This is a genomic window from Variovorax sp. dw_954 (assembly GCF_018449755.1).
Classification (GTDB): domain Bacteria; phylum Pseudomonadota; class Gammaproteobacteria; order Burkholderiales; family Burkholderiaceae_C; genus Variovorax.
Genome location: NZ_JAAVVD010000001.1, coordinates 111,023 through 133,513, shown reverse-complemented (window position 1 = coordinate 133,513; position 22,491 = coordinate 111,023). Strand labels below are relative to the sequence as shown.

The window sequence follows — 22,491 nt, the reverse complement described above, 5'->3', positions numbered from 1 at the left end:
CGCGTTGATCCATGACGCCCTGCTGACCGGCATCCACTTCATGACCCTTTCTTACACATCTTTCCCGTCCCGGATGGCCCGCTGGCTATTGGCCCTCGCCCTCACCTGCTTCGGCCTGCACGCCATGGCGCAGGAAGATCCACCGGGCCGGGTGGCCCGCCTCAATGCGCAGCAGGGCACCGTGAGCTTCTCCCCGGCCGGCGACGATTCCTGGTACGACGTCATCCCCAACCGGCCGCTGACCACCGGCGACAGGCTCTGGTCGGACCGCAATTCCCGCGCCGAATTGTTCGTGGGCTCTGCGGCGCTTCGACTCGACGGCAACACCGCCGTCGAGTTCACCGAGGTCACCGACCAGGCCATCCGCATCACCGTCCAGCAAGGCGCCGCCCAGCTCCGGGTGCGCGACGACCTGAGCGGGCAGCAGGTCGAGCTCGACACCGGGAATCTCGCCTTCGTCATCCAGCAACCGGGCGACTACCGCGTGCAGGTCGATCCGCAAGCCGACCTCACGCAGGTCATGGTGGCCAGCGGCGCTGGCGTGGCCTACGGCGAGAACGGCGAATCGACGAGCGTGTCGGCGCGCCAGCAGATCATCGTGAACGGCCGCAACCTGGCCAATGCCGGCACCGGGCCGATGCCGCTCGACGACGGATTCGAGCGCTGGGTCGCCGAACGCAGCCGGGCCGAGGACGCGTCGATTTCGGCACGCTACGTGTCGCGCGAGACCGTCGGCTACCAGCAGCTCGACGGCTTCGGCGACTGGCAGAACGACAGCGACTTGGGCCCCGTCTGGTATCCGCGCAACGTCGCCGCCGACTGGGCGCCCTACAGCGATGGCTACTGGGTGAGCGTCGCGCCCTGGGGCTGGACCTGGGTCGATAACGCACCGTGGGGCTTCGCGCCGTTTCACTACGGGCGCTGGGCGCAGGTCGGCACGCGCTGGGGCTGGGTGCCGGGGCGGCAGCAGTCGCGGCCGGTGTATTCGCCAGCGCTGGTCGGCTTCGTCGGCGGCGGGCGAGGCGGCGCGGCGCAGGTTGCCATCGGCGGGGGACGCAACGGCATCGGCTGGTTTCCGCTGGCGCCTGGGGAAGCCTGGCGACCCGGCTACCACGCCAGCCAGCGCTATGTGGAGCAGGCCAATCGCATGGCGCTCTACAACCGGGCGCAGCAACGCAGCGACTTCTATGCCAACCAGCGCCAGCAGGCCGTGACCGTGGTGCCGAGTGATGTGTTCGGCCGCGGCCCGATCGCCCGCCGCGACCACATCCGCATGCCGGAGGCCGCGTTCGCCGGGGTGCCGGTGGCCAATGCGCCGGGCGTGGCGCCACCGCCCCAGCATTTCGCACCGGGCATCGGCAGCGCGCCTTCAGGCTTCGTGGGCCGCCCCGTTGCCGCCATCCCACCGCCGCAATGGCAGCAACGGGATCGGCAGCAACAACAACAGTCCGGCTACCGTCCGCCGCAGGAATGGCGCCAGCCGCAGGCGTTCCAACAACAACAACAACATCAGCCGGGCCAAGCGCCGCAGCGCGGCCTCGCCGGCCCGGCACCACAGCAGTTGCAACAACAGCAAGTGCAGCAGCAGCAGATGCAGCAGCAGCAGATGCAAGCCCAGCAGCAATTGCAGTTGCAGCAATACCAGCAGGCCGTGCAACAGCAGCAAGCGGTCCGCCAGCAACAGGAGTTGCAGCAGCGCGCGAGCCAGAACCAGGCGGTGCAACAGCAACAACTCCAGGTGCAGCAACAGCAGCAGCAACAACAGGCGCTGCGCCAGCAGCAGGAAGCACAGTTGCGCCAGGCACAACTGCAGCAGCAACAACAGATCCAACAACAGCAGGCCTTGCGCCAGCAGCAGGAGATGCAGCAACGCGCCGTGCAGGCGCAAGCGCAGCAACAGGCCCTGGCGCAGCAGCAGGCGATCGCCCAGCATCAGGCATTGGCCCAGCAGCAGGCGCAAGCCATGCAGCAGCAACAGCAGGCGATGCAGCAGCGCGCCCAGCAGATGCAACAGCAGCAAGCCGCGCAACAGCAACAACACCAGCAACAGCAGGCCGGCCAACAGCAACAGCAGCGGTCGCCGCAGGGCCTGCCCGGTGAAATACGGGATGGGTCGCGGCAGCGCCGCTTGCCGGGCCAGTCCGGCGGCGACGGTCCCTGAAGGTGCGCGACGGCAAGCCCCGCTGCCGGCTACAGTCGGCAGCGGAGGTTCCCGATGCGCACTTTTGACTTCGATCTCTTCGTGATCGGCGGCGGCAGCGGCGGTGTCCGCGCCGCCCGCATGGCGGCGGCCCGCGGCGCCCGCGTGGCGCTGGCCGAGGTGGCCGAACTCGGCGGCACCTGCGTCAACGTCGGCTGCATCCCCAAGAAGCTCTACAGCTATGCCGCCGGCTATGCAGAGGCATTCGAGGAGGCGCCCGGCTACGGCTGGAACGTGCCCAAGCCGAGCTTCGATTGGCAAACACTGAAGAAGCATCGCTCCACAGAGATCAAGCGCCTCAACGACACCTACCGCGCACTGCTGGACGGCCCCGGCGTCACCGTGCTGCCGGACTGGGCCACGCTGGTCGATGCGCACACGGTCGAGGTCGACGGCAAGCGCCACAGCGCGAAGAACATCATCATCGCCACCGGCGGCATGCCCTATGTGCCGCCGTTCGTCGGCCGCGAGCACGTGGTGGTGTCGGATGCGATGTTCGACCTGGAGCCCTTCCCCAGGCGGCTGGTCGTGATCGGCGGCGGCTACATCGCGTGCGAGTTCGCATCGATCTTCAACGGCCTCGGCGCGCAGGTCACGCTGCTGCAACGCAAGACCCACATCCTCACCGAGTTCGACGAGGACGCGCGGGCCTTCCTTGCGGCCGAAATGAAGAAGGCCGGCATCGACATCCGCTTCAACACCCAGATCAGCTCGGTCAAGCGCGGCGCCGACGGCCTGGACGTGATGCTCGAACGCGGCATGCAGTTGCAGGCCGACGTGGTGCTCGGCGCCACCGGCCGGGTGGCCAACACGCAGGGGCTGGGGCTGGAGAACGCCGGCGTGGCGCTGGACGACAAGGGCGCCATCGTGGTGGACGCGCAGTACCGCAGCTCGGTGCCGTCGATCTTCGCGCTGGGCGATGTGTCGACGCGACTGCAGCTCACGCCGGTCGCGCTGGCCGAGGCCATGGTGGTGGTCGACGCGCTGTTCCCCGACCCGAAGCAGCCCGCCAGGTCGCGCCGCAAGGTCGACTACGAGTTCACGCCCACTGCCGTGTTCACACACCCCAACGTCGGCACCTGCGGCTACACCGAGGCCGGTGCACGACAGAAGTTCGGCGAGGTCACGATCTACAACAGCGAGTTCAAGGCGCTGCGGCACACGCTGTCGGGCCGCCCCGAGCGCACGTTCATGAAGCTCATCGTCGAGAAGAAGACCGATCGCGTGGTCGGCATCCACATGGTCGGCGCCGAGGCCGGCGAGATCATCCAGGGCTTTGCCGTGGCGATGCGCGCCGGCGCAACCAAGGCCTGCTTCGACAGCACCATCGGCATCCATCCGACGGCGGCGGAAGAATTCGTGACCATGCGGGAGCCCTCGCCGGGGTAGGACGGCGCAGGCACTTTCGATGTCGGGGCAAACTATGCACAGACGCAATTGATGACTCTTGCAGCCACGACGATCGAAATGAAAACTTGTGTTTACACCGTCCTCGTTGGCGGGTATGAGGCCCTGAATGAACAAGCTGTTGCCGGGCAGTCCCGCATCCCCTTCATTTGCCTGACGGACGATCCGACGCTCTCGAGCACGACCTGGAAAGTCGTGCGCGTCCCGACCGCGTTCCCGATGGACCCCATCCGCAGCCAGCGCCTGCTGAAGATCTGTCCGCACGGGGTCGAGGCACTCGCCGGCTTCGACCGCTCGCTCTACATCGACAACTCGGTCATCCTGACCGCGACGCCGGAAGAGATCATCGACCGCTACGAAACCACGGCAGGCATCGGGCTTCCGACGCACAGTTTTCGCGACAGCGTGATGGACGAATTCGTCCAGGTGGCCCGCCTTGGACTCGATGAGCAGGCGCGGATCTTCGAGCAGCTCAACCACTACCTGACGCAGGGCGAACCGAGCCTGGCCGAAAAGCCGCACTGGACGGCCGTCCTGTTGCGCCATCACTCGGCCCCGCTGGTGCGAAATGCAATGGAGCACTGGGCGTCCCACGTACTGCGCTATTCGAGGCGTGACCAGTTGTCCTTCAACGCCGCCCTTCGCGACGTCGGCCTGACGCCGCAGCGATGGGACATCGACAACCGGCAGTCGTGGTTCCATACCTGGCCGCACGTCCCCGGGCGCGACCGCCTTGCGGGCCCTCGCAGCCCGCTGGCATCGCACGCGCCGCCGCACGTGCAGATCCGGTTGCTGGAAGAACAACTGGTCGCAGCCAGGCAAGCGGCGCGAAGCGAGTCCGAGTCGACAGCGATTGCGCGCGACTTGGCGCAACGCGAGCTAGAGGCGGCCCTGGCGCATCGCGCGCAACTCGAACGCGACAATTCGCAGCTGCGGCAGAACCTGGAAAGCACGTGGCGCGCCTCCGATGCAACGCTCGCCGCGATCCTTTCCAGCAACAGCTGGAAGCTTGCCGCACCGCTGCGACAGATCAAGCGCTGGATTGCCTGACACACCCTGCACTGCACAATCAACCATGCCCTACATGCCCCCTTTCACCCCGCCTGCCCGCTTCAGCGACGCAACCGAGGCGCTGGCCCGCGTGCGCGCCATCTACGACGAAGGCCTGGAACACCTGCGCGATGCGATGCAGCGCTTCGTGGCCGGCGCGTCACTGCCGGGGCGCATGCGCGCCTGCTATCCCTTCGTGCGGGTGCACACGCACACGGTGTCGCGCCACACGCCGCCGGAGAACGCCGGCCTGAGCTACGGCTTCGTCGCGGGACCGGGCCGCTACGAGACGACGCTGACGCGGCCCGACCTGTTCGCGCGCTACTACGCGGAGCAGTTCCGCCTGCTGCTGGAGAACCACCAGGTGGAGCTCGAGGTCGGCACCAGCAGCCAGCCGATACCGATCCATTTCTCGTTCGTGGAAAACGACCACATCGAAGGCACGATGAGCGCCGAGCGCCGCGCCCTGATGCGCGACGTGTTCGACCTGCCCGACCTGGGCGCGATGGATGACGGCATCGCCAACGGCACGCACGAGGCGCGCGCCGGCGAGCCGCAACCGCTGGCGCTGTTCACCGGCGCGCGGGTGGACTATTCGCTGCATCGCCTGCGCCACTACACGGGCACGGCGTCGGAGTGGTTCCAGAACTTCGTGCTGTTCACCAACTACCAGTTCTACATCGACGAGTTCGTGCGGCTGGGACACGAGGCGATGATGGACGAGAACAGCGAGTACATCGCATTCATCGAGCCAGGCAACGTGGTCACGCGCCGGCGCGGGCTGGCGCCGGAAGCAGCCGGCGCCTATGCCCATCTGCTCGACGGCACGCAGGGCACGCCACCGCCGCGCCTGCCGCAGATGCCGGCCTACCACCTGGTGCGCGAGGACAACAGCGGCATCTCGATGGTGAACATCGGCGTGGGGCCGGCCAATGCGAAGACGATCACCGACCACATCGCGGTGCTGCGGCCCCACGCGTGGATGATGCTGGGCCACTGCGCGGGCCTGCGCAATGCGCAGCAGCTGGGCGACTATGTGCTGGCCCACGCCTATGTGCGCGAAGACCACGTGCTCGACGAGGAGTTGCCGCTGTGGGTGCCGATCCCGGCGCTGTCGGAGATCCAGCTGGCACTGGAGAGGGCGGTGGCCGAGGTGACGGGTTTCCACGGGCCCGAACTCAAGACCATCATGCGCACCGGCACCGTGGCCAGCACGGACAACCGCAACTGGGAGCTGCTGCCGGACAACCGCCCGCAACGCCGCTTCAGCCAGAGCCGCGCGGTGGCGCTGGACATGGAGAGCGCGACGATTGCGGCGAACGGCTTCCGCTTCCGGGTGCCTTATGGAACGCTGCTGTGCGTGAGCGACAAGCCACTGCATGGCGAGATCAAGCTGCCCGGCATGGCGAACCACTTCTATCGCGAGCGGGTGGAGCAGCACCTGCGCATCGGCATGGCGGCCATCGAGATCCTGCGGCGCGAGGGGGCGGGTCGGCTGCACAGCCGGAAATTGCGCAGTTTTGCGGAGGTGGCGTTCCAGTAGCCGGCTGCCCTTGCGTCGACGGCATTTGTTGTCGCTTTGACGGGCGCGCTGGTCGCCGATTCGACGGGCGCGGGTCGCTTTGACGGGCGCGCTGGTTGCTGCTTTGTGGGGGGTCGCTGGGCTATCGCTTCGAAGACCGCCCGGTGTGCGATACCCGCCGGTCGCCTTCACTTTGCCGGCCGCTGCGCGGCTCCCCTGCGGTGGTCACGATTCGCGGGGTCTCGCAGAACTCGCTGCGTTGCACTCCGCTCAAACAGCTGCGAGCCCTGATCCGCGAATCGCTGCGCTCCTCGGCGGCACAGAGGCGGCGGCCGTCGGGTATCGCACACCGGGCTTGGGGGTGATCGATGCGCGGTGACGCTTTCTGCTCGCCCCATCTGCGGTCAGTCGGTCTCTGGATCGAAGCGCTCGCGGAACGCATCGCAGAAGGCAGCGGTCCCGCTGATCGAGAAGCTGAGGCACCGGCGGGGCACCGCGCCCGGTTCGTCTGTGACGCTGACGTCGCAGTCCCACTCGCCGCCCTCTTCCATCGGGGCGCGCTGGCCCGGAAACGCGGCTTCTGCCCATGCCAGCACGCTGGCGATCTCGGCCTCCACTTTGGTCGCGTTGCCCAACTCCACCGACGCCATCGCATCGAACACGCCCGTGTCGTCGGAGCCTTCGCTGTAGTCGAAATCGAGCCAGCGCAAGGGCATCGCCTGGCTCATGGCTTGCCGGCCGCGGCGCGTGCGGCGGCTTCGCGCAGCTTGTCCTTCTTGCTCGGGCGCTTGCCCTTGATGCCGCCGTTGGGCGACTGCGCGCCGGGCGCCGTCAGCGGCGTCGTCGATGCGGCCATCGCGACCTCGACCGGCTCGAAGCCCACGATGCGCTCGCGCGGCACGCTCAGGCCCTGGCGCTTCTCGATGAGACGGAAATGCGCCTCGCTGCTGGCCGGCACGAAGCTGACCGCCAGTCCGCTTTCTCCCGCGCGACCGGTGCGGCCGATGCGGTGCACGTAGTCGGTGGCGGAACGCGGCAGGTCGAAGTTCACCACGACCGGCAACTGGGCGATGTCGATGCCCCGCGCCGCCAGGTCTGTGGCGACGACGACCTGCACGCGGCTGGCCTTGAAGTCGGCCACGACCTGCGTTCGCTTGCCCTGGCTCAGCATGCCGTGGAAAGGCTCGGCCTCGATGCCGGCCTTGCGCAGCTTGTCGGCGACGATCTCGGCGGCATGCTTGGTGGCGACGAAGGCCAGCACGCGGGTCCACTTCTGGTCCTGCACCAGATGGCGCAGCAACTGCGTCCGGCGGCTGGTGTCGACCTCGATGGCGCGCTGGGCGATGTCGGGCACCGTGGCCTCGGTGGCCTCGACCTCGATGCGCAGCGGGTCGTTCAGCAACTGCGCCGCCAGCGCCTCGACGGCGGGCACGAAGGTGGCGGAGAAGAACAGGTTCTGCCGTTGGGCCGGCAGCAGCGCGAGGATGCGTTGCAGTTCCTCCGCGAAACCCAGGTCCAGCAGGCGGTCGGCCTCGTCGAGCACCAGGGCGGAGACATTGCCGATCTTCAAGGCGTTGTGATCGAGCAGGTCGATCAGGCGGCCCGGCGTGGCCACCACGATGTCGGCGCCGCCGCGCAAGGCCATCATCTGCGGATTGACCGAGACGCCGCCGAACACGACGGCGATCTTCGGGCGCTCGTGCAGGTGCTGGCCGAGGATGCGCAGGGTCTCGCCCACCTGCGCCGCCAGTTCCCGTGTGGGCACCAGCACCAGCGTATGCACGGTGCGGCGCGAGCGGTGCCGGGGCGCTTCGGCCCAGCGTTGCAGCAAGGGCAGCGAAAATGCGGCCGTCTTGCCGGAGCCTGTCTGCGCCAGTCCCAGCACGTCCTGCCCGCGCAGGATGGCCGGGATGGCGGCGCCCTGGATCTCCGTGGGCGCGAGGTAGCCCGCGCCAGTGGCGGCTTGCGAGAGAGCGGGCGCGAGGCCGAGTGATGGAAATGGCATGAAGGGCAATGAATGGCGATGAACAAATCGGACAGCGGCAGCCGCCTGGTGTACTCCACCGAGACCGGCCGGGTCTGCCCCGGGTGCGGCCAACCGGTTGCGGCCTGCACGTGCAAATTGAAGACGGCAATTCCCGTCACAGACGGCATTGTGCGTGTGTCGCTGGACACCAAGGGCCGCAAAGGCAAGGGCGTGACCGTGATCAAGGGCGTGGCGCTCGACGCGGCGGCGCTCGCGCTGCTGGGCAAGCAGCTCAAGTCGGCCTGCGGTTCGGGCGGCACGACCAAGGACGGCGTGATCGAAATCCAGGGCGATCATCGCGATACCGTGATTGCCGCGCTGCAGAAGCAAGGCATGACGGTGAAGCGCGCCGGCGGCTGAACATCAACATGCGTGAAGGCGCGGGGAGCGGACTGCCGAACGCAGAAGAAAGACAAAAGCACGCAGAAGTCGCAGAAGTCGCAGAAGGATCTCAAGAAAGAAATCCTGGATTTCCTTTTGCGACTTCTGCGAAACCTTTGCGCCCTCTGCGTTCGGCTGCCCGAATTTCCGGCTCCCACCCAATACCCGAAGCCCACTGACATGACCCCCGAAGACCTCGAGAAGCTCGTCTCGATGCCCATGCCCTTCGGCAAGCACAAGGGCGTGCTGATCGCCGACCTGCCCGGCAACTACCTCACGTGGTTCGCGCGCGAAGGCTTCCCCAAGGGCGAGATCGGCCGGCTGCTGCAGTTGATGCACGAGATCGACCACAACGGGCTGAAGGGCCTGCTCGCGCCATTGCGCAGGCGATAGGCGCCTCTTCGAACTGCGGCTCGAGCCGGTGGAAGAGCGTGTCGCGGTCGTTGGGAAGTTGCCGGCCGGTTTACTCCGGCTGGCCCTGCGACGCGCCAGCGCCCTCGCGCAGCCAGCGGGCCACCACCTGCGGCACGCATTCGGTCGCCTTGCCGCGCATCCAGTCGAAGCCGGCGGGCGGGCTGTCGAGCTCGGGCGCCACGACCACCTTGTCGGCCGCGGCCGGCGCGGCATGCACCAGCGATGCGGCCGGGAAGACCGACAGCGAGGTGCCCACCACGAGCACGCGTCCGGCCTCAGAAAAGTAGGCCCTCGCTTCCTCTAGATGCTGCACCGACTCGCCGAACCAGACGATGTCCGGCCTGAGCTGGCTGCCCTGCGCGCAGCGCTGGCCCATGTGGATCGGCGCAGCGCCGACGCGCTGGCGCAGGCCGCTGTGCTCGCCCCGGGCAAAGGCCAACTCGCCATGAACGTGCACCACCTTCGTCGAGCCGGCGCGCTCATGCAGGTCGTCCACGTTCTGCGTGACGACGACCACGTCGAAGGATTTCTCCAGCGCCGCGATGGCCCGGTGCGCTGCGTTGGGCTGTGCCTCGGCGGCCTGGTGACGGCGCTCGTTGTAGAAGGCCTGGACCACCCCGGGATGCTTGCGCCAGCCCTCCGGGCTGGCCACCTCCTCCCATGCGTATTGCCGCCAGAGTCCGCCCGAGTCGCGGAACGTGGGCAACCCGCTCTCGGCGCTCACGCCGGAACCTGAGAAGATGACGATCCGGCGAGGGTCGTGGCTGGGCATGATTGCGTATGCTTCCAATGATGGGCGGCCAGCATATCCGGCGGGCTGGCCGGCCCGCAAGCGAGCAAGCAAGAACGACAAGGCGCCACGGACCCGGCATCGACTCCGTCGCAGTACTCGGCCCCGAAGCAAAAGACACGTTTGCACTTGCTTTTGAACTTTCGGCTAGGTACGGATTTCCCCGGCAGCACCTACGATCGCTGTCATGACGCGCATGTGGGGACGGATGGATGATTGTCGGCATTGACCTGGGTACAACCAACAGCCTGGTGGCTGCGTGGCGCGATGGCCAGTCCGTCCTGATCCCGAACAGTCTTGGCCAGGTGCTGACGCCGTCGTGCATCAGCATCGACGAGGACGACACCGTGCTCGTGGGCCGCGCCGCGCGCGAGCGGCTGCAGACCCATCCCGACCGCACCGCCGCCGTCTTCAAGCGCTACATGGGCAGCGACAGGACGCTGCGCCTGGGCCAGCGCGACTTCCGTCCCGAGGAACTGTCGGCGCTGGTGCTCAAGTCGCTCAAGGCCGACGCCGAGGCCATGCTGGGCGAGCCGGTGACCGAGGCGGTCATCACCGTGCCGGCCTATTTCTCCGATGCCCAGCGCAAGGCCACGCGGGCCGCCGGGCAGATGGCGGGCCTGCGCGTGGACCGCCTGCTCAACGAGCCCACCGCCGCCGCGCTGGCCTACGGCATGCACCGGATGGGCACGGAAACGCGCTTCCTAGTGTTCGACCTGGGCGGCGGCACCTTCGACGTGTCGATCCTCGAACTGTTCGAGGGCGTGATGGAAGTTCGCGCCTCGGCCGGCGACAACTTCCTCGGCGGGGAGGACTTCGTGCACTGCCTGGTCGACCTGTTCTTCGAACGCAAGTCGCTGCCGGCGTCGCTGCGCAAGGACGCGCTGTTCATGCAGCGGATGGTCGCGCAGGCCGAGGCGGCCAAGCGGGAACTCAGCAGCCAGCCGCGTGCGTCGATGTCGGTGCGGGTGGAAGACGAAACGATCACGCTGGTGCTCGACGAGCCCCTGCTGGAACAGGCCTGCGCGCCGCTGCTCAAGCGGCTGCGCACCCCGGTCGAGCGGGCGCTGCGCGATGCCAACCTGCGCGGCGGCCAGCTCGACAACATCGTGCTGGCCGGCGGCGCGACGCGCATGCCGATGATCCGTCGGCTGGTCACCACCATGTTCGGCCGCTTCCCGGCCATCGACTTCAACCCGGACGAAGTGGTGGCGCTGGGCGCCGCCGTGCAGGCCGGCCTGAAGGCGCGGGACGCGGCGCTCAAGGAAGTGGTAATGACCGATGTGTCGCCCTACTCCCTGGGCGTCGAGATCAGCCGCCGGCTGTCCGAATCCATTGCCGCGCATGGCCATTTCGACCCGATCATCGAGCGCAACACGCCGGTGCCGGTGAGCCGCGTGAAGACCTACCTGCCCATGACCCAGGGCCAGCAGTTCGTCGACCTGAACGTGTTCCAGGGCGAGGCGCGCATGGTGAAGGACAACGTGCACCTGGGCCGCCTGCGCGTGGAGATGCCGCGCGGCGCGACCGACGATGCCGGCGTCGAGGTACGCTTCACCTACGACGTCAACGGCCTGCTGCAGGTGGAAGCCACGCTGCGCAAGACGCAGAAGACATCGAGCCTGGTGATCGAGGGCAACCCCGGGCTGCTCACCGAACAGGAGATCGCCGAGCGCCTGCGCTCGCTGGCCCAGCTGAAGATCCACCCGCGCGACACGCTGGAGAACCGCACCCTGATGGCGAGGGCCGAGCGCATCTACCAGCAGCTTCGTGGCGAGGTGCGCGAATGGCTGGGCGCGCAGATCACGACCTTCGAGCATGCCCTCGCCGGCCAGCAGCAGCGCGCCATCGCGTCGATGCAACGGCAGCTCGAGGAACACCTGAACCGCATCGAGCGGGACGGCTACATCATGGACGTCGACTGACCGTGGCCACTCGACGCCTGGAGGGCGAGACACCGGAATTCCTCCAGGTGCTGGGCCTGGACAACGACGCCAGCGCGCGCGAGATCCGCGGCGCCTATGCGCGACAGCTCAAGCAGATCGAGCCCGCGGCGCAGCCCGAGGCCTTCCAGGAACTGCGCGAGGCTTACGAGTTCGCATTGCACTGGGTGGCCGAGGAGGTGCAGCCCGAGCGACTCGCGGAACCCGCCACGCCCGAGGGCGCCCGGCAGTCGCAGCATGCCAATGCGCAGGCGACCGCACGCGCCATGCTGGAGGAGTTCAAGGTCTCCATGAGCGGACAGCCGCCCCGGGACACCGAGGACGCGCGCCTGCGCCTGCGCGCCGCGCTCGACGATCCGCGGCTGCAGGACCTGGACGCGCGCTTCACCTTCGAAGGCGGCATTGCCAACCTGCTCGCGGACGGCTGGCGGCCGGGCCACCAGCACCTGTTCGGCCCGGCCGTGCTCTGCTTCGAATGGCGCACCGACCGTCCGCGGCTGAAGGCCTACGGCCACTCGGGCACGATCATCGACAAGGCCATCGGCGAACTCGAAATCCACCAGACGCAGCCGCCCGCGCAGCGCGAGGAACAGCGCAACGTGATCCGCGACCTGCGCAGGGAGACCCCGCCAAAGCGCGGCGACGCGAGCTACAGCACGGAGTTCATGCGGCAGGTCGTCGCAAGCTATCCGAACTGGCTCCATGTCGTGACGCACACCGCAAACCTGACGCTGTGGCAGGAAGACGGTCTCGCGGCGTCGCGCCGTTCGCGCACCGAGGCCTGGCAAAGGTTCAGGAAGCGGGCCGGCGTCGTGGGGTTGTGCCTGCTCGTGCTGCTGGTGGCAGGCGTGCTGGGATGGGCCTTGCTGTCCGAAGGCGAGGCGCGGCCGCAGGGCGTCGGCGCGCCTCCAGCCGACGATGCGCAGGGTCGGATGGTGCAGGGACCGCAGGAGACGCCGCCCGCATCGCGCGGTGAAGTCGCCAGGTAGGCTTGCATGAGCAGCGAAACGCTTCCCTCCTTTCTTGCCGCACTCGAATTGTCGCCGGCCGCGCAGGAGCGCGACGTGCGCCGCTCCTATGCGCAACGCCTCAAGCAGATCGACCAGGAGGCCGACCCGCGCGGCTTCCAGGCCCTGCGCGATGCGTATGAAGCCGCGTTGAATTGGGTCCGCAGCCCGCGCGAAGAGCCGATGTTCGCGCCGCCGGTCATGGCGCCCGTCATGGCGCCGGAGGTGGCCCGCGCCGACCCGTCGGCCACGGCGCAGGAGATGCTTCACGCGTTGTCGCATTCGATGGTCGCGCAGCCGCTGGTCAACCTCCGGATGGCGCAGGACCGCCTGCATGCCGCGCTGGACGACCCGCGCTTGCTGGACCTCGATGCACGCTGGATGTTCGAAGGCGGCATCGCGGTGCTGATCGCCGAAGGCTGGCAGCCCGGGCATCAATTCCTCGTGCCGGCCGCGATCGAGATCTTTCGCTGGCGCGTGGAGCATTCGCGGCTGCAGGGATTCGGCCGGGCGGGGCAGGTCGTCGACGGCGTGGTCACCGAGCTCGACCTGTACGAGCAGCACGCGCCCGACCTGCGCCTGTCGCTGGACAAGGTGATGCGCCTGCTGCGAGGCACCGAACGTCCGGAGGTGCAGTTCCTGATGACGCACATGCAGTTCGTCGAGCACATCGCGCGTGCGTACCCCCACCTGGTCCATGTGATCACCAACCCGCGGAACATCCAGCAGTGGCGGGAATGGGAGGCGCAGGCGATCGCGGCGCGGCCCGCGCCAGCGCCGGAAAAACCCCAGCATTGGCTGATGCGCATCGTGGATCGCAGGCCCGGGCTGATCCTGCTTGCCATGCTGGCGCTTGCGTTCGTGCTGTTGTTGTTCACGGCGCCCAAGGCCCCGGAGAGGCCTGTGGCTGGCGCACCCGCCGGAATGCCAGCGGCCGGAGCGCCCGGGGCCGCGGCGCCTCATGCCACCACGAACAAGCCTCGGACCCCGGCGGACGTGGCGCGCGAACAGGGCCTGAAGGCGGGCATGGAGGCGATCTCGGCTGCGATGGCGCCGGCGCAATACAAACGTCCCCCGGCCGTGGACTACCCGGCAGCCTCGCAGCGTCTGGGTGAAACGGGCAAGGCGCTGATCCGGGTGATGGTCCGCCGCGACGGAGCGCCCGGCGAGGTCGAGGTGTTCCAGACATCGGGCCACGACAAGCTGGATCGCGCCGCGCTCGACGGCGTTCGCGGTGCGAGCTTTGTTCCCGCGCGCGGTCCGGATGGCCAGCCCATCAACGCCTGGTTCATCGTGCCGATCAACTTCACGCAGGACAGGAAGTAGCGCGCAACGGCAAGCTACAGCGGCGCCATCTCGAAGCGCAATGCCGCGCCCTTCATCGACGCCGTCGCGGCCAGTTCGCCGACCTCCACTGGCCTGCCGACGAAGGCGATGCGCAGGTAGGGCACAGGCGCCGGCAGCGCGCGGAAGGCACGCAGCAGGATCTGCGCGGCCAGTGCGCTGTCGGGTCCGCCGATGGCGAGGTTGATCGGCTCGCTGGCGCCGCGCGCCATGACCAGGGCGAGGTCGGACACCATCGGCGACGACGCGGCCACGAGCGCGGCAAAGGCTTCTGGCGACAGCGGCGGCGTGCCGTCGGCAGGCGGAGCCGGCGCGGGCACCCAGACGGTCAGCATCTGGTCGCTCAGCTTCATCTCCGGGCCGAGCGACTGGTAGCCGATGTGGGCCACCAGTTCCGGCGTCAACTGCGGCGGCGCGCTGGCGCAGGCGCCGAGCAGGCCGGTGGCCGCCAGCGTCAACGCGGCCAGCGCCAACCGCAATTCACCTCGTCTCATCGATAGGCTCCTGGATATCTGTCGATGGTCAGCCCCTTCATGTCGATGCCCGGCTTGCGGCCCGAGATCACGTCGGCCATCACGCGGCCGGTGCCGGCGGCCATGGTCCAGCCGAGCGTGCCGTGGCCGGTGGCCAGGTAGAGGTTGGACAGGCGCGTGGCGCCGATGACGGGCGTGCCGTCGGGCGTCATGGGACGCAGGCCGCACCAGAACTCGGCGCGCCGGGTGTCGCCGCCGTTCGGGAACAGGTCGGTCACCACATGCTCCAGCGTGTGTCGGCGCGCCTCGTGCAGCTTGAGGGTGTAGCCGGCCAGCTCGGCCGTGCCGCCGACGCGGATGCGGTCGCCCAGGCGCGTGACGGCGACCTTGTGGGTCTCGTCCATCACGGTGGATTCAGGGGCGCCGGTGGCGTCGATGATCGGCACGGTGATCGAGTAACCCTTGACCGGGTACACCGGGATGCGGATGCCCAACGGCGCGAGCAGCAACGGGGAGTGGCTGCCCAGCGCGATCAGATAGGCGTCGGCCTTGACGGTGCCGACATCGGTGACCACGCCATCGATCTGCTGCGCCGCGAACTTGAGCCGCTGGATGCGCGTGCCATAGCGGAACTGCACGCCCTGCTGGACGGCCATCGCGGCCAGCGCCTGCGTGAACTTGAAGCAATCGCCGGTTTCATCGCCCGGCAGCAGCAGGCCGCCCGCGAACTTGTCGCGCACGCCGTGCAACGCGGGCTCCTGGCGCACGCAGCCGTCGCGGTCGAGCAGTTCGAAGCGAACGCCGTAGCGCTTGAGCACCTCGATGTCGGCGCCGGTGTGATCGAGCTGGGCTTGCGTGCGGAACAGTTGCAGCGTGCCCTGCATGCGCTGGTCGTACTGGATGCCGGTCTGGTCGCGCAGTTCTTCCAGGCACTGGCGGCTGTATTCGGCCAGCCGCACCATGCGGCCCTTGTTGACCTCGTAGCGCGCGGCCGTGCAATTGCGCAGCATCGACATGCCCCAGCGCACCATGCCGAGATCCAGGTGCGGTCGCACCACCAGCGGACGGTGATGCATCAGCAGCCACTTGATCGCCTTGACCGGCACGCCGGGCCCGGCCCAGGGCGCCGAATAGCCGGGCGACACCTCGCCGGCATTGCCATAGCTGGTTTCAAGCGCGGCGGCGGGCTGGCGGTCGATCACCGTCACCTCGTGCCCCGCTACTGCGAGTTGGTAGGCCGCGGTCACGCCGATGACGCCGCTGCCGAGGACGACAACCTTCATTCGATTCCTTTGGTGCGCCTCGGGGAGGGCGTTGGGTCGGAAGGTGCGAATGAGGCCGGCGTGCCCGGGCGGGATGCGCGGGCGTGGCGGATTCGTTCACACATTCCCAGTGTAGAGGGGCTCATTCACCGAACAACTCCGGCATCTCCCGATGTGCCTTGGCCGTGACCGTGAGCTCGCGTCCGTCCAGCGCCTGCCGCACCCAGCCGCGTCGCAGCGACAGTTGCAGCCAGGCCGCGGCCAGCGCGCCACCCAGGTGCGGGCGGCGCTCGCTCCAGTCGAGGCAGGCGCAGGCAAAGCGGCGACGCCCCCGGCGCGCGGCGGCGATGTCCAGGCCCAGGCTTTCGAGGGCCAGCGCACCGTTGGCGGTGAGTTCGTAGGCGCCGCCCTGCGCTACCGCCTCGATCCAGCCCTGCGCCAGCAATTGGTCGTGCAGCGCGACACCGGCCGCGCCGGCGATGTGGTCGTAGCAGGTGCGCGCGGCGCGCAGCTTCGTGGGCGTGTTGGGCTTGAAGGTGCTGCGCGTGGCGCCGGCGACGACGAGCAGGCCTTCCAGCGCCGCGGCCACGTCGCCACCGGCCAGGCGGAAGTAGCGGTGCTTGCCCTGCGCCACCGACTCGATCAGCTTCTGCTCGCGCAGCCGCGCAAGGTGTGTGCTCGCTGTCGAGGGCGCGACGCCGCCGACCGTGGCCAGTTCGGTCGCGGTGCGGGCATGGCCGTCCATGAGGCTGCACAGCATGCGCGAGCGCGCCGGCTCCGCGATCGCGGCGGCCACGCGGGCCAGATGGGTGTCGGCTTGATCGTCCGGATCGTCATCCATGATTCGATGGTAGCCGAAGCATGCAATCCGGTACAACTGCATCATGCGCGCCATGAGCGCCGCCCGGCCGCTTCGAAGGCGCTCGCACCGCAGCGCGGAGGTTACCCAATGAGTCCTGCCAATGCCATCGATGCGGTGACGCATCCTGATCCCTACCCGTACTACGCGACCCTGCGGCAAGGCCCGCCGCTCGCCTTCGACGACACGCTGCAACTGTGGGTCGCGAGTCGCGCCGACGTCGTGGCCGAGGTGCTGGAGCATCCCGCACTGCGCGTACGCCCGGTGACCGAGCCGGTGCCGCGCGGGATCGCCGGCGGTCCGGCGGGCGAGGTGTTCGGGCGACTGGTGCGCATGAACGATGGCGCGCTGCATGCCGTGCATCGGCGGATGCTGCAAAAGGCGCTGGCGGGGTTGGACCCGGAAGGCACACGCAACGAAGTCCTGCGCGTGGCTCGTCGCCTGCCCGGTGGTCCGCTCGACGAATGGATGTTCGCGATGCCGCTGCGCGCGTTGGCGCACCTGCTGGGATTCAACGGGGAGGACGGGCCGGGCATCGTGGCCGATGCACGCGCCTTCTCGGCCTGCCTGTCGCCGCTGTCGACGCGCGAGCAGTTCGACGCGGCGGACACAGCGGCCTTGTCCCTGGGCGATCGCCTCCGCCGGCTGCTGGCCGGCCGGCGGGCTCGCCCCGACAGCCTGCTCGCCGCCGTGCTGGCGCAGGCGCACGAAGACGCCAGCGTGAATGCCGACACGCTGCTGGCCAACCTTGTCGGACTCTTCTCGCAGACCTGCGACAGTACCGCCGGGTTGATCGGCCAGGCCGTGGTGGCGCTGGCGCGCGAGGCCGGCCTTGCCACTCAAGTCGGCACGCGGGTCGATGGCTTCGAGTTGCTCATGCAGGAGGTTGCGCGCCACGACCCGCCGGTGCAGAACACGCGCCGCTTCGTGGCCGATGCCTGCACGGTGGCCGGCATAGCACTGCGTCCCGGCGATGCGCTGCTCGTCGTCCTTGCTGCCGCCAATCGGGATCCTGCGCTGAATGCCGAGCCCGATGCCTTACGGCTCGAACGCGTCGCGCGACGCAACCTCGGCTTCGGGCGGGGCGTCCACGCATGCCCGGGACAGGCGCTGGCGCAGACCTTCGCGGCATGCGGCGTGCAGGCGCTGATCGAACAGGGCATCGATCTCAATTCGATCCGCACTTCGGGATGGAACTACCGCGTCTCGGTCAATGGGCGCATCCCATGCTTCGGTGCGTCAGTCGTCGCCGCGCGCTGAGCCTGGCTCCATGCGAAGGACGCTTCAGTTCGTCGACGCCACCGGCTGCCCCGGCGCCGGGGCGAGCGCGCGCCTGTCGGTGCACAGCTTGCCGGCGTCGGTCGCGAAGTTCTGCACCGCGTTGGCCATGGCCGCGTTCAACACGCTCATGTATTCGCCATTGCCGTTGTTCCAGTTGCCGATGGTGCCCATGCCGTGATAGCGGCGCGTGACGGGGCCGTCCGGTGTCTGGAAACTGGCCTGGATCACCACGTGCGACACGAGGTTCAGGCCGGCGGACCAGGCATGCGCCAGGCGCAGCCCGAAGCTGGCGCCGACCTGGTTGCCGGCATCGGGCGCAGCCACGACCCCGTCCTGCGGCTGGAAGCCCAGCGCACGCGTCGACTCCAGTGCCTGGTGCGTCCACTTCACCACGTCACCGCTGCGGATCGACTCCACATACATCGGCGCGTGGATGCCGAACATCAACGCGCCCACCGTGGCGGGGTTGGATCGAAGGTCTTCGATCTTTCCGAGGTAGAGCGCGCAATTGCGGGCCGGTTGCGGCGCGTCCGCAACCGGTGGGCCGTTGGGACGCTGCGTGGACGGGGACGCGACCGGCGCCATGTAGACCATGCTGAGCGGTTCGGCGGCATCGAACGCGTGCGCGAGGCACGGCAGGAGGGCTGCTCCGGCAGCCATCGTCAGGCAGTGCAGCGCCTTCATGGTTGGGCCACCTGCTCGACCGAATACATGCCGACGGTGTCGACCCGGCGGATCGTGCGCGTGCCGCGACGGTCCACCAGCACGCCCGACAAGGTGGCCGGCATCCCGTTGGCGACCATCTTGAACGGCTCCTTCTTCGGCTCCGCCGCGCCGGCGGCTGGCTTGGCTTGCGCATCGATGTCGAGTGCGACCATGCGCAGGGTCTCGGTGATCGACTCGCGCATGTACGAACGCAAGAGGCGGCCGTCGTCCGCCGTCAGCTTGCCGAGGACTTCGGCCCGCGTGCCCGCGGGCAGCGGCATCTGGTAGACCGCATTCCCGTAGTACGAGCGCTCGGACTGGCCGTCCTGCCAGAGGTTGATGCCGGTGCGGGTGGTGAAGGCGCCCAGGCCCGGCTCCAGTGAATACTGCACCAGCAAGGTCATGTAGGCATTGCCCTTGGCCGTGGCGGCGATGCGTTCGTCGCGCTCGCGCGGCACCGGCATCGTGGACAGCACTTCGGCCGATTGAAGGCGCAATGGGAAGGCGGCTTCCGTCGCCTGCTTCAAGGCGACGCGCGCTTCCTTGCGGAAGTCGATGTCGAGCAAGGGGTCCACCATTGCCTGGATGTCGGCGGCCATGCCCTTCTGGCGGGACTTCTGGACCTCGACGTCGATGAGGACGCCAATCAGCCCGCCCGGCGCGGCGGATGCTCCCGGCGCCGTGGCGCTGAACATGAACCCGTCCTGCGCCACGACGACGCGCACATCGACCGCCTTGATCTTCTGGCGGTTCTCGGCTGACAAGGGTTTGTGGAACTGGGCACAGCCGGCCAGGCACAAGGCCACGACCGCCGCCAGCAAACGTTGGACTCTCAAGACTTCCTCCCGGGGCATTGGCTTCTGGATCGCCCGGGAATCTACCTCAGGGGTGCAGTGGCAACGATGCGGGTTGACCCCATCGCAACGAAAGTGCTAACGGCAGCCGATGCATCTTCATGACGTCCATCACGAGCAGGCGCTGGGCGCCCGGATATGCAGAGACTTCCCTCTCATCCACCACGATCCTGACGCCGGCAGCGACTTGCAGGAGGTCCCCGTTGTCGTAGTCGATGAACAGCAGCCCGGCGCGCGGCGCCAGCAGCAGGTTGCCGAGCGTGTTGAAGAAGTAGTTGCCAAGATAGTCGGGCACGACCAGCGTGCGCTCGTCGACGACATGCACGAAACCTCGCGGGCCTCCGCGATGCGACACGTCCACGCCATGCGCCCTTGCGGCACCGGGTGAGCGCGCTTGCGGATGCGCGCTGGCAATGAAGAAGGTGTCGGCTTGCGCGATGAATCGCATGGCGTCGGCGTCCAGCCGGTCCGCGTGTTCCGGCGGGATCGTTGCGCCGGCGCGCGCAGCGAACGAAGGCTCCCGCGGCCAGATGTACTTGGGGCAGTTGCCGAAACTTTGGGTGATGCGCACCGAGAAGCCAGCGCCCCGGACGCGCTCGACGATGCCATTGGCCCGGTTGCGCCGACGTGTGTGCGGCTGGATGCCGAGCAGGCCGATCGATGCGCCCTCCGTCAGCGATGCGCCGCCCGCATCGCCCGCAAGCGGCAGCGCCGCAATGTCCAGGTGTCGGTCGTCGGGCGAGCGCACGAAGCCAGGCGACGCGGCCAGCACCGACGCCCACGGTTGCCCCTCAGGGTCCACCAGGCCGATCAGCAGGAACGGGAGTTGCGCGAAGAAGCTGCGGTGCTGGTCCGGCATCGCTTCGCGGATCACGCGCGAGCCGACCTCCTCCAGCTTGTCGCGCGAACCGGCATGCGCCTGCAGCGCCTTCTCGCCCTCGTGGAATGGCGCGTCGGATTCGAAGACGGCAGTGTTCATGATGTTCATCGCCCCGCAGAAGAAGAAGATGGGCTCATTCTTCTTTCTTTCGCCCTTCGGATGAATCCCTCTGGGCGCAGTGCACTCCTTCACTTTCCGGTTTAATGCAGCCATGGATCGCCTCAAGGCCATGCAGACCTTCGTGCAGATTGCCGACCAGGGCAGCCTCACCGGCGCGGCACGTGCGCTCGACAGTTCGCTGCCGGCGGTGGTGCGTTCGCTGGCCGCGCTCGAGGCGCACCTGGGTGTGCGCCTGTTCCACCGCACCACTCGCCGCAATGCGCTGACCGAGGAAGGCCGACGCTACCTTCAGAGCGCACGCGAGGTGCTGGCCGCCGCCGACGCGGCCGACCGGGTGCTCACGCGCGAAGCGGGCGAGCCGGCGGGCCAGCTCACCATCACCGCGCCCGTGCTGTTCGGCCACATGTACGTCTCGCCGGCCGTCACGCGCTTCCTGCAGCGCTATCCGAAGATGCGATGCAGCGTGCTGCTGCACGACCGCAAGGTGGACCTGCTGGAGGAAGGCATCGACGCGGGCATCCGCATCAGCCCGCTGGAGGATTCGTCGCTGGTGGCCCAGACGCTGGGCACCCTCCGGACCGTGGTGGTTGCGAGCCCCGCGTACCTTCGGCAACACGGCGTGCCCGCCCATCCCCGGGACTTGCAGGAAGCCGAATGCGTGCGCATCCACGGCAGCACGGTCGGCGACTGGCGCTTTCGGGACCCGGGCGGCGGCAAGCCGATCCGCGTGCAGACCGACGGCCGCCTCGCGTTCAACCACATCGCACCGGCCGTCGAGGCCTGCGCCGCGGGCATGGGCTTCGGCATGTTCCTGTCGTACCAGGTGATGCCGCAGCTCGCACAGGGCCGCCTGCAGGTCGTGCTGCAGGACTTCGAGGCACCGCCGCGGCCGGTGAGCGTGATCTACCCGCACGCGCGACTGATGCCTGTGCGCACGCGTGCCTTCGTCGACTGGATGAAGCAGGAGTTCAGCGGGTTCGCGCTATGACCGGGGGCGGCTGGCACGCATGACAATGCGCCGGTGACATCCCCCGCCCTCTTCCATGTGTCGCAGCTCAGCAAGCGCTACGGCGACACCACCGTGGTCAGCGACCTGTCCTTCGACATCGCGCCTGGCGAATGCCTGGGAGTGATCGGGCCGAACGGCGCGGGCAAGACCACGACGATCCGCATGTGCCTCGGCCTGACGGCGGCCGACACCGGCGAGATCACCTATCGCAATGGCGGCACCGAGCCATTGCAGATGCCGCGCGACGCGCTGGCCATCAAGGCGCAGATCGGCGTGGTGACGCAGTTCGACACGCTGGACCCCGATTTCAGCTGTGCCGAGAACCTCGTGGTCTATGGCCGCTACTTCGGATACGCCAAGGCGCAGATCCTGCCGCGCGTGCCGAAGCTGCTGGAGTTCGCGGCCCTGTCGCACAAGGCCGATGCCAAGCCCGGCGAGCTGTCTGGCGGCATGCGGCGCCGGCTCTCGCTGGCCCGCGCGCTGGTGAACGACCCCAGGCTGCTGCTGCTCGACGAGCCCACCACCGGCCTGGACCCGCAGGCGCGGCACCTGATGTGGGAGCGGCTGCAGGTGCTGCTGCAGCAGGGCAAGTCGATCCTGCTGACCACCCACTTCATGGACGAGGCGGAGCGCCTGTGCTCGCGCCTGATCGTGCTCGACCACGGCCGCAAGATTGCCGAAGGCAAGCCGCGCGACCTGATCGCCGAGCACCTGGAGCCGGATGTCGTCGAGGTCTACGGCAACGGCGCGCTGTCGCTGGCAGCGCGGCCCGAACTGAAGGCGCTGGCGGCGCGGGTGGAGGTCAGCGGCGAGACGGTGTTCTTCTACACGCAGGACGCGCGCGGCCTGCTGCAGGCGCTGGCTTCGCACCATGGCTTGCGCACCTTCCACCGCCCTGCCAACCTCGAGGACCTCTTCCTCAAGCTCACCGGAAGGCAGATCCGTGAAGACGCCTAGCCTTGTC

21 protein-coding genes are annotated in these 22,491 nt (G+C 68.4%); 12 read left to right on the top strand and 9 right to left on the bottom strand.

The features are described from left to right. The first annotated feature begins 40 nt into the window (after nucleotides 1–40). From HB681_RS00635 to HB681_RS00620, 4 genes are all read left to right on the top strand, one after another. Complete coding sequence (locus HB681_RS00635) at nucleotides 41–2,161, top strand: DUF6600 domain-containing protein (protein WP_213952813.1); 2,121 nt, start codon at nucleotides 41–43, stop codon at nucleotides 2,159–2,161. A gap of 54 nt (nucleotides 2,162–2,215) precedes the next feature. Further along, the gene (gene gorA / locus HB681_RS00630) at nucleotides 2,216–3,589 is read left to right on the top strand and encodes a glutathione-disulfide reductase (RefSeq protein WP_213952812.1); all 1,374 of its coding nucleotides are present in this window, start codon (nucleotides 2,216–2,218) and stop codon (nucleotides 3,587–3,589) included. A gap of 78 nt (nucleotides 3,590–3,667) precedes the next feature. Further along, nucleotides 3,668–4,657, top strand: a complete 990-nt coding sequence (locus HB681_RS00625) for a glycosyltransferase domain-containing protein (RefSeq protein ID WP_213952811.1) — start codon at nucleotides 3,668–3,670, stop codon at nucleotides 4,655–4,657. A gap of 25 nt (nucleotides 4,658–4,682) precedes the next feature. Continuing rightward, entirely contained in the window at nucleotides 4,683–6,200 is a 1,518-nt protein-coding gene (locus tag HB681_RS00620) for an AMP nucleosidase (protein WP_213952810.1), read from the top strand. Between the two features lie 383 nt (nucleotides 6,201–6,583). Here the strand turns inward: HB681_RS00620 and HB681_RS00615 are convergent, their stop codons facing one another. Further along, nucleotides 6,584–6,907: a hypothetical protein gene (locus tag HB681_RS00615; RefSeq protein WP_256734777.1), complete on the bottom strand. Its 324-nt coding sequence runs from the start codon at nucleotides 6,905–6,907 to the stop codon at nucleotides 6,584–6,586. Then, a complete protein-coding gene (locus tag HB681_RS00610; protein ID WP_213952809.1) occupies nucleotides 6,904–8,184 on the bottom strand; it encodes a DEAD/DEAH box helicase in 1,281 nt (426 codons plus the stop codon). The genes HB681_RS00615 and HB681_RS00610 overlap by 4 nt, the downstream gene beginning before the upstream one ends. A gap of 12 nt (nucleotides 8,185–8,196) precedes the next feature. Here HB681_RS00610 and HB681_RS00605 point away from each other — a divergent pair, with 12 nt between their 5' ends. Next, a complete protein-coding gene (locus HB681_RS00605; protein WP_213952808.1) occupies nucleotides 8,197–8,565 on the top strand; it encodes a translation initiation factor Sui1 in 369 nt (122 codons plus the stop codon). A gap of 201 nt (nucleotides 8,566–8,766) precedes the next feature. After that, the gene (locus HB681_RS00600; protein WP_213952807.1) at nucleotides 8,767–8,979 is read left to right on the top strand and encodes a DUF3820 family protein; all 213 of its coding nucleotides are present in this window, start codon (nucleotides 8,767–8,769) and stop codon (nucleotides 8,977–8,979) included. 70 nt (nucleotides 8,980–9,049) lie between these two features. On the opposite strand, the gene HB681_RS00595 is transcribed toward HB681_RS00600, so the two are convergent. Continuing rightward, nucleotides 9,050–9,772 carry a Sir2 family NAD-dependent protein deacetylase gene (locus HB681_RS00595; protein ID WP_213952806.1) on the bottom strand — a complete coding sequence of 241 codons (723 nt, stop codon included), beginning with the start codon at nucleotides 9,770–9,772 and terminating at the stop codon, nucleotides 9,050–9,052. Nucleotides 9,773–10,002: 230 nt separating this feature from the next. Between HB681_RS00595 and HB681_RS00590 the strand changes: the two genes are divergently transcribed. From HB681_RS00590 to HB681_RS00580, 3 genes are read left to right on the top strand one after another with little or no spacing between them, the layout of a single operon-like run. Then, complete coding sequence (locus HB681_RS00590; protein WP_213952805.1) at nucleotides 10,003–11,715, top strand: molecular chaperone HscC; 1,713 nt, start codon at nucleotides 10,003–10,005, stop codon at nucleotides 11,713–11,715. Between the two features lie 2 nt (nucleotides 11,716–11,717). Then, the gene (locus HB681_RS00585; protein WP_213952804.1) at nucleotides 11,718–12,722 is read left to right on the top strand and encodes a J domain-containing protein; all 1,005 of its coding nucleotides are present in this window, start codon (nucleotides 11,718–11,720) and stop codon (nucleotides 12,720–12,722) included. A gap of 6 nt (nucleotides 12,723–12,728) precedes the next feature. After that, entirely contained in the window at nucleotides 12,729–14,066 is a 1,338-nt protein-coding gene (locus tag HB681_RS00580) for an energy transducer TonB (protein WP_213952803.1), read from the top strand. A 14-nt stretch (nucleotides 14,067–14,080) separates the two neighbouring features. On the opposite strand, the gene HB681_RS00575 is transcribed toward HB681_RS00580, so the two are convergent. From HB681_RS00575 to HB681_RS00565, 3 genes are all read right to left on the bottom strand, one after another. After that, nucleotides 14,081–14,578 carry a hypothetical protein gene (locus tag HB681_RS00575; RefSeq protein WP_213952802.1) on the bottom strand — a complete coding sequence of 166 codons (498 nt, stop codon included), beginning with the start codon at nucleotides 14,576–14,578 and terminating at the stop codon, nucleotides 14,081–14,083. Further along, nucleotides 14,575–15,840: a D-amino acid dehydrogenase gene (locus HB681_RS00570; protein ID WP_213952801.1), complete on the bottom strand. Its 1,266-nt coding sequence runs from the start codon at nucleotides 15,838–15,840 to the stop codon at nucleotides 14,575–14,577. Before HB681_RS00570 ends, HB681_RS00575 begins: the two co-directional genes overlap by 4 nt. Before the next feature lie 121 nt (nucleotides 15,841–15,961). Then, nucleotides 15,962–16,660, bottom strand: a complete 699-nt coding sequence (locus tag HB681_RS00565; RefSeq protein ID WP_213952800.1) for a winged helix-turn-helix domain-containing protein — start codon at nucleotides 16,658–16,660, stop codon at nucleotides 15,962–15,964. 108 nt (nucleotides 16,661–16,768) lie between these two features. On the opposite strand from HB681_RS00565, the gene HB681_RS00560 reads away from it, so the two are divergent. Beyond that, entirely contained in the window at nucleotides 16,769–17,938 is a 1,170-nt protein-coding gene (locus HB681_RS00560; protein ID WP_213952799.1) for a cytochrome P450, read from the top strand. Nucleotides 17,939–17,962: 24 nt separating this feature from the next. Here the strand turns inward: HB681_RS00560 and HB681_RS00555 are convergent, their stop codons facing one another. The 3 genes from HB681_RS00555 to HB681_RS00545 are packed head-to-tail and all read right to left on the bottom strand — an operon-like array spanning nucleotide 17,963 to nucleotide 20,629. After that, the gene (locus tag HB681_RS00555; protein ID WP_213952798.1) at nucleotides 17,963–18,643 is read right to left on the bottom strand and encodes a hypothetical protein; all 681 of its coding nucleotides are present in this window, start codon (nucleotides 18,641–18,643) and stop codon (nucleotides 17,963–17,965) included. Then, complete coding sequence (locus HB681_RS00550) at nucleotides 18,640–19,500, bottom strand: hypothetical protein (protein WP_213952797.1); 861 nt, start codon at nucleotides 19,498–19,500, stop codon at nucleotides 18,640–18,642. Before HB681_RS00550 ends, HB681_RS00555 begins: the two co-directional genes overlap by 4 nt. 46 nt (nucleotides 19,501–19,546) lie before the next feature. Next, on the bottom strand, nucleotides 19,547–20,629 hold the full coding sequence (locus HB681_RS00545; RefSeq protein ID WP_256734776.1) for a pyridoxamine 5'-phosphate oxidase family protein: 1,083 nt from the start codon (nucleotides 20,627–20,629) through the stop codon (nucleotides 19,547–19,549). Between HB681_RS00545 and HB681_RS00540 the strand changes: the two genes are divergently transcribed. Together HB681_RS00540 and HB681_RS00535 are read left to right on the top strand one after the other, a co-directional pair. Beyond that, nucleotides 20,610–21,506, top strand: coding sequence for a LysR family transcriptional regulator (locus tag HB681_RS00540; RefSeq protein WP_213952796.1), 897 nt, complete (start codon nucleotides 20,610–20,612; stop codon nucleotides 21,504–21,506). The two genes, HB681_RS00545 and HB681_RS00540, sit on opposite strands and share 20 nt — an antisense overlap. A gap of 33 nt (nucleotides 21,507–21,539) precedes the next feature. Further along, nucleotides 21,540–22,484 (top strand): ATP-binding cassette domain-containing protein, encoded by a 945-nt coding sequence (locus HB681_RS00535; protein WP_213952795.1) that lies wholly within the window; start codon nucleotides 21,540–21,542, stop codon nucleotides 22,482–22,484. The last annotated feature ends 7 nt before the right edge of the window (nucleotides 22,485–22,491 follow it).